The sequence below is a fragment of the Streptomyces sp. NRRL B-1140 genome, from assembly GCF_001280065.1.
In the GTDB taxonomy this organism is placed as follows: Bacteria; Actinomycetota; Actinomycetes; order Streptomycetales; family Streptomycetaceae; genus Streptomyces.
Genome location: NZ_LGEA01000132.1, coordinates 1 through 12622 on the forward strand (window position 1 = coordinate 1; position 12622 = coordinate 12622).

General features: G+C 71.7%; 12 protein-coding genes. 5 read left to right on the forward strand and 7 right to left on the reverse strand.

Annotation, left to right across the window (positions count from 1 at the left end; genetic code table 11):
• Positions 1–896: 896 nt before the first annotated feature.
• From rbsD to ADK65_RS31645, 5 genes are all read right to left on the reverse strand, one after another.
• Positions 897–1286: a D-ribose pyranase gene (gene rbsD, locus ADK65_RS31625; RefSeq protein ID WP_053674436.1), complete on the reverse strand. Its 390-nt coding sequence runs from the start codon at positions 1284–1286 to the stop codon at positions 897–899.
• Positions 1283–2185, reverse strand: a complete 903-nt coding sequence (locus tag ADK65_RS31630; RefSeq protein ID WP_053674437.1) for a ribokinase — start codon at positions 2183–2185, stop codon at positions 1283–1285. Before ADK65_RS31630 ends, rbsD begins: the two co-directional genes overlap by 4 nt.
• Before the next feature lie 76 nt (positions 2186–2261).
• Positions 2262–4211: a substrate-binding domain-containing protein gene (locus ADK65_RS31635; protein ID WP_053674438.1), complete on the reverse strand. Its 1950-nt coding sequence runs from the start codon at positions 4209–4211 to the stop codon at positions 2262–2264.
• Complete coding sequence (locus ADK65_RS31640) at positions 4201–5721, reverse strand: sugar ABC transporter ATP-binding protein (protein ID WP_053674439.1); 1521 nt, start codon at positions 5719–5721, stop codon at positions 4201–4203. Before ADK65_RS31640 ends, ADK65_RS31635 begins: the two co-directional genes overlap by 11 nt.
• A complete protein-coding gene (locus ADK65_RS31645; protein WP_053674440.1) occupies positions 5718–6737 on the reverse strand; it encodes a LacI family DNA-binding transcriptional regulator in 1020 nt (339 codons plus the stop codon). The genes ADK65_RS31640 and ADK65_RS31645 overlap by 4 nt, the downstream gene beginning before the upstream one ends.
• 230 nt (positions 6738–6967) lie before the next feature.
• Between ADK65_RS31645 and ADK65_RS31650 the strand changes: the two genes are divergently transcribed.
• Positions 6968–7333: a hypothetical protein gene (locus ADK65_RS31650; RefSeq protein WP_053674441.1), complete on the forward strand. Its 366-nt coding sequence runs from the start codon at positions 6968–6970 to the stop codon at positions 7331–7333.
• Between the two features lie 144 nt (positions 7334–7477).
• Positions 7478–8125 carry a dihydrofolate reductase family protein gene (locus tag ADK65_RS31655; RefSeq protein WP_053674442.1) on the forward strand — a complete coding sequence of 216 codons (648 nt, stop codon included), beginning with the start codon at positions 7478–7480 and terminating at the stop codon, positions 8123–8125.
• 27 nt (positions 8126–8152) lie between these two features.
• On the opposite strand, the gene ADK65_RS31660 is transcribed toward ADK65_RS31655, so the two are convergent.
• Entirely contained in the window at positions 8153–8953 is an 801-nt protein-coding gene (locus ADK65_RS31660; RefSeq protein WP_053674443.1) for an MBL fold metallo-hydrolase, read from the reverse strand.
• A gap of 86 nt (positions 8954–9039) precedes the next feature.
• Between ADK65_RS31660 and ADK65_RS31665 the strand changes: the two genes are divergently transcribed.
• Complete coding sequence (locus ADK65_RS31665) at positions 9040–9633, forward strand: CGNR zinc finger domain-containing protein (protein WP_053674444.1); 594 nt, start codon at positions 9040–9042, stop codon at positions 9631–9633.
• A gap of 173 nt (positions 9634–9806) precedes the next feature.
• Positions 9807–10613 (forward strand): RCC1 domain-containing protein, encoded by an 807-nt coding sequence (locus ADK65_RS31670; protein WP_420709118.1) that lies wholly within the window; start codon positions 9807–9809, stop codon positions 10611–10613.
• Positions 10614–10828: 215 nt separating this feature from the next.
• Here ADK65_RS31670 and ADK65_RS31675 read toward each other — a convergent pair whose 3' ends face one another.
• Positions 10829–11632: a sugar phosphate isomerase/epimerase family protein gene (locus ADK65_RS31675; protein ID WP_053674446.1), complete on the reverse strand. Its 804-nt coding sequence runs from the start codon at positions 11630–11632 to the stop codon at positions 10829–10831.
• A gap of 202 nt (positions 11633–11834) precedes the next feature.
• Here ADK65_RS31675 and ADK65_RS31680 point away from each other — a divergent pair, with 202 nt between their 5' ends.
• Positions 11835–12407, forward strand: coding sequence for a dihydrofolate reductase family protein (locus ADK65_RS31680; protein WP_053674447.1), 573 nt, complete (start codon positions 11835–11837; stop codon positions 12405–12407).
• Positions 12408–12622 lie beyond the last annotated feature (215 nt).

The following is a 12622-nucleotide window of genomic DNA, read 5'->3' on the forward strand; positions in this document are numbered from 1 at the left end:
GCAGGAGGGTGGCCGTGGACGGCGCCACGGAGCTGGGGGCCGGGGCCGGTCCGGGGGGCTGGGAGGCGGGCGGCGGTGTCGTCGGCGCCGGGGGCTCGGGGGCCGGGGGGGCGGGGGTCGGCGGAGCGGGCGGGGGCGAGGCTGGGGTGGTGCCCGCGCCGGGCACCGGGCCGGGAGCCGGGGGGTCACCGGGGGCCGTGGGCGGCGCGGTTGAGGTCGTCGGTGCTTGCGGTGCTGATGTGTCAGGAGGTGCCGGGGAGCCGACCGGTGGGTCTGCGGGCACCTGGGGCGGAGCCACGGGAGCGCCGGGGGCGGTGGAGCGCGGAAGGAGCAGGGTGCTCTGGGATCCGGGGCCGAGGCGGTCCGGGGCGGGTCGTTCGCCGGGCGCCCGGGGCGTCGGGCCGGGAGTGCGGGGTCCCGGTGCGGCGGGCGCCGCGATGTCGCCGGGCAGGATGGCCTCCGGGGCGAAGGGAGTTGCCCCCATCAGGCTCAGGCCCAGTACCGCCATGTACGCGGCCGCGGCGGTGGCCAGCCCGTAGCCGGTGCGTCGCAGGTACCGCGCACGCCGACCGGAGGAGTCGACGAACACAGGGGTACTCGGTCCGTCCGACGATTCCTGTCCCGTATGCCCCCTATTGGCCCGAAGAAGCGCCATATGCTCAGCGTACGACGCCGCGGCGAGGGAGAGTCGTCCTGGAAACCGGCAAGAATTTCTTGCTCTCCCGTGCAACCCTCCTCGCCTTTCGCGGGTCGTACGTGGTGTCAGGGCCTCTGGGGAGGGGATCTGGGGGGATCGTGGGGGTTCCTGACGGGGGAGGGGAAAAGCCGAGGGGGCCCGGTCGACGGACCGGGCCCCCTCGAAACCGTTCACGGCCTCCCGCGGCCCTTCGCGGGTGTCAGAAGAAGACCCCGCATCTCAGCAGGACGTTCGCGTACGGCCGCGCCTCGCCCGTGCGGACGACCAGCCGGGCCGCCGCCGACAGCTCCTTGAGCCGCTCGTGCGGCACGAGGTGCAGCCCGGGGAAGTGCCCTTCCAGCAGCGACGACGCCTCCGGATTGGCGTCCCGCAGCTCCTGCGCCGCCGTCGCCCCCTCGACCACCAGCTCGGCCAGCAGCCCGTCCAGCACCTCGGCGAACGACGGCACCCCGGCCCGGAAGGCCAGGTCCACCACCCGGGGACCGTCGGGGATCGGCATGCCCGCGTCGCACACCAGCACCCCGTCCCCGTGGCCGAGCTCGGCCAGCGCACCGGCGAGGTGGCGGTTCAGTATTCCGCTCTTCTTCACTGGGCGGCGACCTCCGCAGCCGTCGGGAAGGACGCCTGCGCGCCCTCCTTCGTCACGGTCGCGGCCCCCACCCGCACCGCGTACGCCGCCGCCTCGGCCAGGGACTCGCCCGCCCCCAGCCGCCAGGCCAGCGCGGCGGTGAAGGAGTCACCCGCCCCCGTGGTGTCCACCGCGTCCACCTTCACGGCCGGCACGCGCGAGACACCCTCCGACGAAGCCACCAGCGCGCCCTGTCCGCCCAGCGTGACCACGACCGACCTCGGGCCCTTGGCGAGCAGGATCCGTGCCCAGTCCTCGGGGGTGTCCCCGACGGCGGAGTCGCCGAGGATCACCTTCGCCTCGTGCTCGTTCACGATCAGCGGGTCGCAGGCCGCCAGCACCTCCGAAGGAAGGGGGCGCGGCGGAGAGGGGTTCAGCACGAAACGGCTTCCGGGAGCAAGGTTCCGTACGGTCTCCACCACCGTCTCCAGCGGGATCTCCAGCTGCGCCGACACCACCTTGGAGCCCTGGAAGAGACACCCGGCGGCCCGGACGTCCTCGGGCATGAGGCGGCCGTTGGCGCCGGGCGAGACGACGATGCTGTTGTCTCCGGACGGGTCGACCGTGATCAGTGCGACGCCCGTCGGGGCACCGCCCACCAGGACTCCCACCGTGTCGACACCCGCCGCGCGCTGCGAGTCCAGCAGCAGCCGGCCGTGCGCGTCGTCGCCGACCCGGGCCAGCAGGGCCGTGCGGGCACCGAGCCGGGCGGCGGCGACCGCCTGGTTCGCGCCCTTGCCGCCCGGGTGGACGGCCAGGTCGGAGCCGAGCACGGTCTCGCCGGCACCGGGCCGGCGCTCCACTCCGATCACCAGGTCGGCGTTGGCCGACCCCACGACCAGGAGGTCGTAGTCGTACATGAGTTGCTCCCCACGTGAGTGACATGGCCGGGTGGTCGCCACGGACTGTGGACGACCGCCCGGCCGTTCCCCGATGTCAGCCGCTGAAGCCGGCCACGTTCTCCTTCGTGACCACCTTCACCGGCACCTTCACCGTCTCCTGGACCTTCTTGCCCTGGAGCGCCTTCAGGGCGTTGTCCACGGCGATCCTCCCCAGCTGGGAGGGCTGCTGCGCCACGGACGCGTACAGCGTGCCGCCCTCGACCGCCTTCAGTCCGTCCGGCGTGCCGTCGAAGCCCACGACCGAGACCGACTTGCCGGCCTTGGAGCCCAGCGCCTTGATCGCGCCGAGCGCCATCTCGTCGTTGGCGGCGATGACGCCCTGGACGTCCGGGTGGGCCTGGAGCAGGTTCGACATGACGTCGAGGCCCTTGGTGCGGTCGAAGTCGGCGGGCTGCTGGGCGACCACCTGGATGCCCGGGTAGGCCTTGAGACCGTTCGCGAAGCCCTGCGCGCGCTCCCGGGCCGCGGAGGTGCCCGCCTGGCCCTGGAGGATCACGATCTTGCCCTTGCCGCCGAGCTTCTCGGCGATCGACTTGGCGGCGAGTTCACCGCCGGCGACGTTGTCGGAGGCGACGAGCGTGTCCAGCTTGGCGTTGTTGACGACGCGGTCCACGGCGATGACCGGGATGTCCGCCTTGTCGGCGGCCTTCACCGAGTTGCTCGCGGCGTCCGAGTCCACCGGGTTGACGATGATCGCGCCGAGGCCGGAACTGGTGAAGTTCTGCAGCTGGTTGGCCTGCTGGGAGGCGTCGTTCTGGGCGTCGGTGACGGTCAGGTCGACGCCCAGCTTCTTCGCCTCGGCCTGGGCGCCCGCCCGGATCTGCACGAAGAAGGGGTTGTTGAGGGTCGACAGCGACAGGCCCATCTTCGGCTTGTCCGTGGAGGCGGAGCCGTTGTGCAGCAACGACGTGGCGCCGACGATCGCGACGGTGACCACGGCCGCGAGCCCGTAGGTCGCCGCCTGCCGGCCCTTGCCTCCCTGGGAGGCACCGGCGACCGGGGTCGCCCCCGCCTTGCGCCGCAGCGTGTCGAACAGCACCGCGAGCGCGATGACGACACCGATGACGACCTGCTGCCAGAACGCCGAGACGTTCAGCAGGTTCAGCCCGTTGCGCAGCACCGCGAGGATCAGGGCGCCGATCAGCGTGCCCGACGCCTTGCCGGTGCCGCCCGCGAGGGAGGCGCCGCCGATGACGACGGCGGCGATCGCGTCCAGCTCGTAGCCGTCGGCGGCCTGGGGCTGCGCGGACGACAGCCGGGCCGCGAGGACGACACCGGCGACGGCGGCGAACACGCCCGAGAAGGCGTAGATGGCGAGCTTCTGCTTCTTCACACGCAGGCCGGACAGCCGCGCGGCCTCCTCGTTGCCGCCGATCGCGTACATGGAGCGGCCGATGTAGGTCCGGCCGAGCACGAAGGCCGCGATCAGGCCCATGACGACCATCACCAGGACCGGCACCGGCAGCCAGCCGCCGAGCGTGTCGCCGAGGTGGGAGACCGAGTCGGGGAAGGCGATCGGGGAGCCCTCGGAGATGACGAGGGACAGGCCGCGGGCCACGGACAGCATGGCCAGCGTGGCGATGAACGGCGGCAGCTTTCCGTAGGAGATGAGGATGCCGTTGACCAGGCCGCAGACGATGCCCGTGGCTATGGCCAGGAGCACGGCGAGGACGACCGGGACGCCCGCCGAGGTGGCGCTCCAGGCGAGGACCGTGGCCGACAGCGCGGCGACCGAGCCGACGGACAGGTCGATGCCCGCCGAGACGATCACGAAGGTCACGCCGAAGGCGAGGATGGCCGTCACGGCCGCCTGCACACCGACGTTGAGGAGGTTGTCCGTCGTCAGGAAGTCGCCGGACAGCGCCGACATCGCGATGACGAGGACGATGAGCGCGGTGAGCGCCCCGTTGTCGAGCAGGAGGCGGCGCAGGCCCCCCGAGGCGCCACCCGCGCCCGTCGTGCTCTTGAGCGTGTCAGTGGCCACGGGAGGCCTCCTTGTCAGTGCTGGGGTTGCTGACGGCGAGTGCCATCACGGCGTCCTGGGTCGCCTCGCCGGCGGAGAGTTCACCGGCGATCCGGCCCTGGGCCATCACCAGCACCCGGTCGCTCATGCCGAGCACCTCGGGCAGGTCGCTGGAGATCATCAGGACGGCCGCGCCGGCGGCGGTGAGTTCGTTGATGAGCTGGTAGATCTCGACCTTGGCGCCGACGTCGATGCCGCGCGTCGGTTCGTCGAGGATCAGCACCTTGGTGTCGGCGAGCAGCCATTTGCCGATGACGACCTTCTGCTGGTTGCCGCCGGAGAGCGTGCGCACATGCTGGCCGAGCCCGGCCATCCGCACGCCGAGCTGCCGCGCGATCCGCCCGGCCGCCGCACGCTGCCCCTTGAGGTCGACGAGCCCGCCGCGCGTGGCCGACCGCAGGGTCACCAGGCCGAGGTTCTCCTCGACGGAGGCGTCCAGCACCAGGCCCTGGCCCTTGCGGTCCTCGGGGACGAGCCCGATGCCGGCGGCCATGGCCGCGTTGACGTCGTACTTGGCGACCGGGGCGCCGGAGACCTTGACCGCGCCCTTGTCGTAGGAGTCGGCGCCGAAGACGGCCCGTACGACCTCGGTCCGCCCGGCGCCGACCAGTCCCGCGATGCCGACGACCTCACCGGCGTGCACCTCGAAGCCGACGTCGTGGAAGACGCCGTCCCGGGTGAGCCCCTCGACGGAGAGCAGCGCGGCACCCCGGTCGGCCCGTGCGCGCGGGTACTGCTGCTCGATGGAGCGCCCGACCATGAGCCGCACGAGTTCGTCCTCGGGCGTGGAGGCGGGCACCCGGCCGACGCTCCTGCCGTCCCGGATGACCGTCACGCGATCGCCGAGCGCGGCGATCTCCTCCAGGTGATGCGTGATGAAGACGATCCCGACGCCGTCCTCGCGCAGCGCGCGCACGATGGCGAAGAGCTTGTCGACCTCCTCGGAGGTGAGCACGGCGGTCGGCTCGTCCATGATCAGCACGCGCGCGTCCAGGCTGAGCGCCTTGGCGATCTCGACCATCTGCAGGCGCGCGATGCCGAGCTCACGGACCCTCGCTCGGGGCGACACGTCCACGCCGACCCGCTGCAGCAGGACCTCGGCGTCGGCCTCCATCCTCTTCCGGTCGATCATCCCGAACCGGCGCGGCTGGCGCCCGAGGAAGATGTTCTCGGCGACCGTGAGGTCGGGCACCAGGTTGAACTCCTGGTAGATGGTGGCGATCCCGAGCCGCTCGGAGTCCTGCGCACCCTGGATGCGGGTCTCCTCGCCGCCGACCAGGATCCGCCCGGCGTCGGGGGTGTAGGCGCCGGAGAGCATCTTGATGAGGGTGCTCTTACCGGCACCGTTCTCACCGAGCAGGACGTGCACCTCGCCCCGGCGCAGGTCGAAGTCGACGCCGTCCAGCGCGACCACGCCCGGGAAGGTCTTCCGTATGCCCTCGATGCGCAGCAACTCGTCCGCGTTGCTCACGTCGTGCTCCTTTGCACTGGGGTGGGGTTCTCGCCGCACGAGCGGCGTACGACGAGCCGGGCGGGGAGGGTCACGGACTCGCCGGCCCTGCCCTCGATGCGGTCGACCAGGGCCCGTACGGCTGCCCGGCCCAGCTCGCCCGTGGGCTGGGCGATCGCGGTGATCGGCGGATCGGTGTGCACGAACCACCGGACGTCGTCGAACGCGGCCAGCGCCAGGTCGTCCGGGATGCGCAGGCCCCGCGCGCGCACGGCGTCCAGCGCGCCGAGCGCCATCAGGTTGTCGGCCGCGAAGACGACCTCGGGCGGCTCGGCCAGGTCGAGGAAGCCCTCGGTGACCAGCCGGCCGCTCTCGGCCTGGAAGTCTCCCTGCCCTATGTAGGCGTCGGGCAGGTCGAGCCCGTACGCGCCGAGCGCCTCCCGGAAGGCCTCGACGCGCTCCTGGCCGGTCGTGGTCGCCGCCGGGCCCGCGATGATCGCCAGCCGCCGGTGCCCGAGCCCGTGCAGGTGCGCCACGAGGTCCCGCACGGCGGCCTGTCCGTCCGCCCGTACCACCGGCACGTCCACGCCCGGGATCCACCGGTCCACGAAGACCATGGGCGTCCCGGCCCGTACGGCGTCCAGCATCAGCGGCGAGCCGCCGTCCGTGGGTGAGACGAGCAGTCCGTCGATGCGGCGGTCCAGGAGGTTGCGTACGTGGTGGTCCTGGAGGTCCGGCCGCTCGTCGGCGTTGCCGATGATGACGCTGTAGCCGAGCGCACGGGCCTCTTCCTCCACGGAGCGGGCCAGCTCGGTGAAGTAGGGGTTCATCACGTCGCTGATGACCAGGCCGAGGGTGTGGGTCTGGTCGGTGCGCAGCGAGCGGGCGACGGCGTTCGGGCGGTAGCCCAGGGTCTCGACGGCGGCCAGCACGCGGGTGCGTGCGTCGGCGCTGACCGACGGGTGGTCGTTCAGGACGCGCGAGACCGTGGCGACGGAGACGCCGGCCTCGGCAGCGACGTCCTTGATGCTGGCCACCGCCGCTCCACCTCCTTGTGGATCAGTCGTGGGAGCACCCGCGAGGCTTGGGCGTGTGCTCGTGGAATCGATTACACCGACGGAGGGATGGAATCGATTACACGGCGGTAAATCAAGCCCCCTCAGACACCTCTTGACCGGATCGTGATGTCGCGGGCGGCCCCCCGGCGGTTCAGGGTGGAAGGACGAGGTCCGTTTCCACGGCCCGGTCCACGGCGAGCGGAGGAGCCATGACGGCAGCGACTCGCGACGACGTACCCGTCGCGCTCGGAGGCGACGGCGTAGAGGTGCGCACCATGCCGATCGGGGGCGGCATGTCGATCAGCTACATCACTCTGCCCCAGGGCACGGACATGGCCCCGGGGCTCAAGGGGCTGCCCGACGACGCGTGCCAGTGCCCGCACTGGGGCTATCTACTGAAGGGCCGCATCCGGATGCGGACGGCCACCGGCGAGGAGGAGTACGAGGCGGGGCAGGCGTACTACTGGGGACCCGGCCATGTGCCGCTCGCCCTGGCGGACACGGAGCTGGTCGAGTTCTCCCCGGACGCGGACTTCCAGCAGGTGATCGACCACGTGGTGGCGCAGGCCGGGTGAGGCGGGGCCTTGATCGCGCCGGGCCCGTGGGATGAGTCGGCCCCACGCCGATGAGCTTCGCCGGTCCGGCGACTCACCGGGCCCGCGCCGATGAGTTCTGCCGATCCGGGCGGTCTCTCTTGCATCGACCACAGGAGGAGCCCCGTGTCTCAGCTGCTGCGTGTACAGAACTTCAACGTCTCGAGTGACGGCTTCGGTGCCGGTGAGGGCCAGAGCCTGGAGAGGCCGTTCGGCCATGCCGATCCCGGCACGATGTTCGCCTGGGCCGGGGCCACGGCGAGCTGGCCCAACCGCACCGACCCGGGCGGGAGCCGCGGCCTCGACGACTACCTGGTGCGCGACTTCCACCACGGCATCGGCGCCGAGATCATGGGCCGCAACAAGTTCAGTCCGCAGCGCGGCCCCTGGGAGAACCACGAGTGGCAGGGCTGGTGGGGCGACGAACCTCCCTTCCACACGCCCGTGTTCGTGATGACGCACCACGAGCGCCCCTCCTTCACCCTCTCCGACACGACGTTCCACTTCGTCGGTGGCGATCCCGCCGAGGTCCTCGCCCAGGCGCGCAAGGCGGCCGGGGGCAAGGACGTACGGCTGGGCGGCGGGGCGACGGTCGTCCGGCAGTTCCTGGACGCCGACCTGGTCGACACGCTGCACGTGGCGGTCTCGCCCGATGTGGTGCTCGGGTCCGGCTCACGGCTGTGGGAGTCCCCCGAGGAGCTGCTCGACCGTTTCCACTGCGATGTGGTGCCGAGCCCCAGCGGCGTGATCCATCACCTGTTCTGGCGGAAGTGACGGCAGGTCAGGCGCCCTTGCCGCATTTCAGGCGCCCTTGCCCCAGTCCAGGCGGTCGGCGAGTCCGGCGGCGGTGAAGGCGGCCGCCAGCTCGTCGCCCCCCTCGGTGAAGTGGGCCCAGCTGTCGTAGTGCACGGGGACCACGCGGCGGGCGCCGAGCAGCCGCGCGGCCTCCGCGGCCATCGCGCTGTCCAGGACGAGGACCTGGTTGTCGAAGAGGACGGGGAAGCGGGGGGCGCCCGCGAAGAGCAGGGCGGTGTCGACGGGACCGAAGCGGCCGGCGATCTCGCGGACGGCGTCGAGTGAGGCGTTGTCGCCGCTGACGTAGACGGTGGGCAGGCCCTCGCCGGTCAGGACGAACCCGACGACCTGGCCGGTGAAGGGCTCGACCTGCTCGCGGGATCCGGGGCCGTGCAGGGCGGGAACTCCGGTGACGGTGACCGTGCCGCCGCCGGGGCGGTCCAGTGCGAGCGACTCCCAGTCGCCCAGGCCCCGGACCCGCTCCCCCAGGCTCTCGCGCAGCCGCTCGCCGCCACTCGGCGTGGTGAGGGTGAGGGGGATTCGGGCGAGCAGGGCCCGCCCGGAGGTGTCGAGGTTGTCGGGGTGCTCGTCGTGCGAGAGCAGGACCACGTCGATGGGACCGAGGTCGCCCGGGCCGGAGGCGGAGGGCGCGGTCTTGGTCAGCTGGGGACGGCCGGGGCGGCCGTAGTCGCCGGGGGCGTCGAAGGTCGGGTCGGTCAGGAAGCGCAGGCCGCCGTACTCGAAGTGGGCGGTCGGGCCGCCGAGGACGCGGACGGGGAAGTCGGCCGCCACGGGAACAGAAGACATGCAGCACCTCACGGATAGACGCGATCGAACCGTGAGATGACCGTAGCCGCTTCTCACGGATACGGGCAACCCTTAACATGAGAAACATGGAGGAGCCCGTGACCGAACAGTCCGCCCCGCCGCCCGCGCAGGGCGAGGAGGAGCACCCCTCCCTCGCCCTCGCCAACACCGCGATCGCGCTGCCCGGCGGGCGCACGCTCGATCTCGTGGGCACTCCCGCGCAGGCGAACCACTGGCTGACGCAGCGCGGTCTCGCACCGGTCGACGCCGGCATGCGGGAGATGTGCGCGGCCCAACTGCGGTCCCTGCGCGAACAGATCAGATCGCTGTTCGCTGCCCGCACCGATGGCGTGCCCGCGCTGCCCGCGGCGGTGACGGCCATCAACGACGCGATGACCAGGGTCCCGACGGCCCCGCTGCTGCGTTGGGACGACACGACCGGCCCCTACCGCACGGCCCCCCACCCCACCACCGCGATCGTCGACCTCGCGCTGGCCACTCTCGCCGCGGACGCCGCCGACCTGCTCACCTCACCCGCGGCCGAACGCCTCACCGCCTGCGGCTCCCCTCCCTGCAACCGCTACCTCCTCCGCCACGGCCGCCGTCACTGGTGCTCCACCCGCTGCGGCGACCGCGCCCGAGCGGCCCGTGCTTACGCCCGGCGCACCGAGTCGCGCTGACTCCGCCCTGGTCATGGCCGGGGCCCCTGCGGGGTGAGCCCTGCCGCTCCGCTCTCCGTGACGCCTCGGTTCCGGGCCGAAGTAAGGTGCGACTCATGTCGCGAACCCGCCGAGCACCAGGAGGCGTCATACTCGCCGACTCGTCGGCGCTGGCGGCCGGAAGGCGTCATTCGGTGGCCCGGCGCCGGGATGGAACCGTTCTCGCCGTGGGCAATACCGCATCCGCCGAATGTCGCGTCGAGCGCTGGGCAGACGTCGTCGCGGTGGCAGCGGGCAACGTGCACACCGCGACGAACACGGGCAGGTCCCACACGGTGGGACTCCGGCCGGACGGCACGGTGCTGGCAACCGGGTGGAACGGCGACGGGCAATGTGACGTCGCCGGATGGCGACGTGTCACGGCCGTGGCCGCAGGCTGGCGCCGCACGCTCGGGCTGCTCGCGAACGGCCGCGTGCTGGCGGCCGGCCGGAGCGCGGAAGGACAGTGCGACGTGCGGTCCTGGCGCGAGATGGTCGCCCTCTCGTGTGGCGACTGGCACTCGGTCGGCGTCCGGTCGGACGGTTTTGCACTGGCCGCGGGAAGCAACCGGCGACGGCAGTGCGCCGTGGAAGGATGGCGCGACCTGACCGCCGTCTCGGCCGGGTATCTCCATACCGTCGGCCTCAGATCCGACGGGCGGACGGTGGCGACCGGCGACCGGGCAACCGGGGCGTGCGAGGTCGAGGAGTGGGAAGAGGTGGTGGCGATCAGCGCGGGCAGCTACCACACCGTCGGGGTCACCGCCTCCGGACGGGTCCTCGCAACGGGAGACAACAGCCACGGACAGTGCGACGTCGCCGATTGGTACGAGATCGTCGCCGTCGCGGCCGGTTCGACGCACACCCTCGCCCTGCGTGCCGACGGCACGGTCGTGGCAGCGGGGAACAATGCCGACCGGCAATGCGAAGTCGGCACCTGGTCCGGAGTCCGGCTTCCCTAGGGCCTGTCGTTTGGATCACGGCGCAGGGCATAGGCAGCGCCTGCCCCGCGTATGCGGCGTGATCCAGACGGCAGGCCCTCAACCTTGCTGTACGTGAGTGGTCCTTGCACGGGGCGAGGGCCTGTGGGGTCGATGTGGACCGCGAAGTCCGCACCGCTACCCAGAAGGCCCTCGTCGTTCGAACCGTCATGTCTGACTGGCCGGGAGCCGGAGCCTCACGCCGAGTCGTTCAGCAGCCGGCTCAGGTGCTCACGCCCGGATTCCAGGAGGTCGGGCAGCGGCGCCGCCTCCTCGTACCAGCGCTTCTCGTACTCCCAGCAGAGCCAGCCGTCCCAGTTGTGCCGGGAGAGGACCTCGACGCATTCGGCCAGGGGGAGGACGCCCTGGCCGAGGGGCAGGGGGGTGGTGTCCTCGACGGAGGCGATGTCCTTGACCTGGACGTAGCCGAGGTGGGGGGAGAGCGCCGCGTAGGTCTCGGAGGGCTGTTCGCCGCCGAGCCAGGTGTGCATCACGTCCCACAGGGCGCCGACCTTGCGGTGGCCGACGAGGCCGAGGATCCGCATGGCGTCGGCGGCCGTGCGGTGGGAGTCGTGGGTTTCGAGGAGGATGCGCACGCCGAGGTCGCCCGCGTACTCGGCGGCCGTGCCCAGGCGGCGGGCGGCCGTCGCGTCGGCCTCCTCGGGGGTCTGGACGTCCAGGTCGCCGCCGGGGAAGACCCGGACGTACGGGGCACCGAGGTCGCGGGCCAGGTCGAGGAGGGAGCGGATCTCGGCCAGCACGGGCACGTCGTCGCCCGGCGCGGCGACCCGGGCGTAGCCCGCCAGGCCGAGGAGCTCTACGCCCGCTCCCTTGAACTCGGCTGCGACGTCCGCCCGTTCGGCGGGGCCGAGGCCGGTGTGGACCGGTTCCTCGGGATGGGTGCGCAGCTCCACGCCGTGATAGCCGTGGGTGGTCGCGAGCCGCAGGACGTCGGGCAGGGGCAGGCCGGGGACACCGAGGGTGGAGAACGCCAGCTTCATGTGGACGGACCCTACCCGGCACCCCCGCCTGCGACTCCTCTCCGTCGCTCCTGTGTTGCGTCAAGATCCAGCCGCCGGTCCGGGACTTTGCGGACACGAGCGACCAGGCACACGATGATGCGGGCGGGAGACGACCGATGAGTTTCTGCGTACTCCGCAGTCAGAGGAAGAGAAACCGGCACGAGAGACCGAGGAACCCAAGATGCGCACCCTGATCAGCACCGCTTTCGTCTCGCTCGACGGCGTCGTGGAGGCCCCGGGCGGCGAGCCCGGCTACCGGAACTCCGGCTGGACCTTCAAGCACACCGAGTTCCTCCCCGAGGCCTTCGAGATCAAGGGCCGGGAGCAGAAGGAGGCCACGGCGATGATGATGGGCCGCACCAGCTACGAGGCGTTCAGTGCGGTGTGGCCCGGCATGGAGGACTTCGCCGACTACAAGGTGATGCCGAAGTACGTCGTCTCCACGACCCTCGCCGAGGAGAACCTGGTGTCGAACTGGGGCGAGACGACGATCCTGCGCTCACTCGACGACGTCGCCGCACTGAAGGAGACCGAGGGCGGCCCGATCATCATCCACGGCAGCGCCTCCCTGAACCAGGCTCTTTCCGACGCCGGCCTGATCGACCGCTACCACCTGCTCGTCTTCCCCCTCCTGCTCGGGGCGGGCAAGCGGCTCTTCAGCACCACCGACAAGGACGCCCAGAAGCTGCGGCTCGTCGAGCACGAGGCCTACGCCAACGGTCTGCAGAAGAACGTCTTCGACGTCGTCCGCTGACGACGCCGGTCAGCCGGGATCCAGCCCGTCCGGGGCTTGAGGACGAAGCCGTTCAAGCCGAAGCGCGGGGCCGGGGGCGGCAGCCCCCGGCAAGGCCGGGACGGCAATACCCCCGCGGCCTAGGTGTATTGATCACGAGCGTTGTTGACAGGGCCGGGGTCTTGATCACGGCGAAGACCTCCGGTGTGGTGGAGGTGTCTAAGCTGCACCGCACA

What these genes read in the sequence shown, in the direction of transcription:
- ADK65_RS31680 (WP_053674447.1), top strand. Translation starts at nt 11,835, where the DNA reads ATGCGCACCCTGATCAGCACCGCTTTCGTCTCGCTCGACGGCGTCGTG.
- ADK65_RS31675 (WP_053674446.1), bottom strand. Translation starts at nt 11,632, where the DNA reads ATGAAGCTGGCGTTCTCCACCCTCGGTGTCCCCGGCCTGCCCCTGCCC.
- ADK65_RS31630 (WP_053674437.1), bottom strand. Translation starts at nt 2,185, where the DNA reads ATGTACGACTACGACCTCCTGGTCGTGGGGTCGGCCAACGCCGACCTG.
- ADK65_RS31665 (WP_053674444.1), top strand. Translation starts at nt 9,040, where the DNA reads ATGGAGGAGCCCGTGACCGAACAGTCCGCCCCGCCGCCCGCGCAGGGC.
- ADK65_RS31650 (WP_053674441.1), top strand. Translation starts at nt 6,968, where the DNA reads ATGACGGCAGCGACTCGCGACGACGTACCCGTCGCGCTCGGAGGCGAC.
- ADK65_RS31660 (WP_053674443.1), bottom strand. Translation starts at nt 8,953, where the DNA reads ATGTCTTCTGTTCCCGTGGCGGCCGACTTCCCCGTCCGCGTCCTCGGC.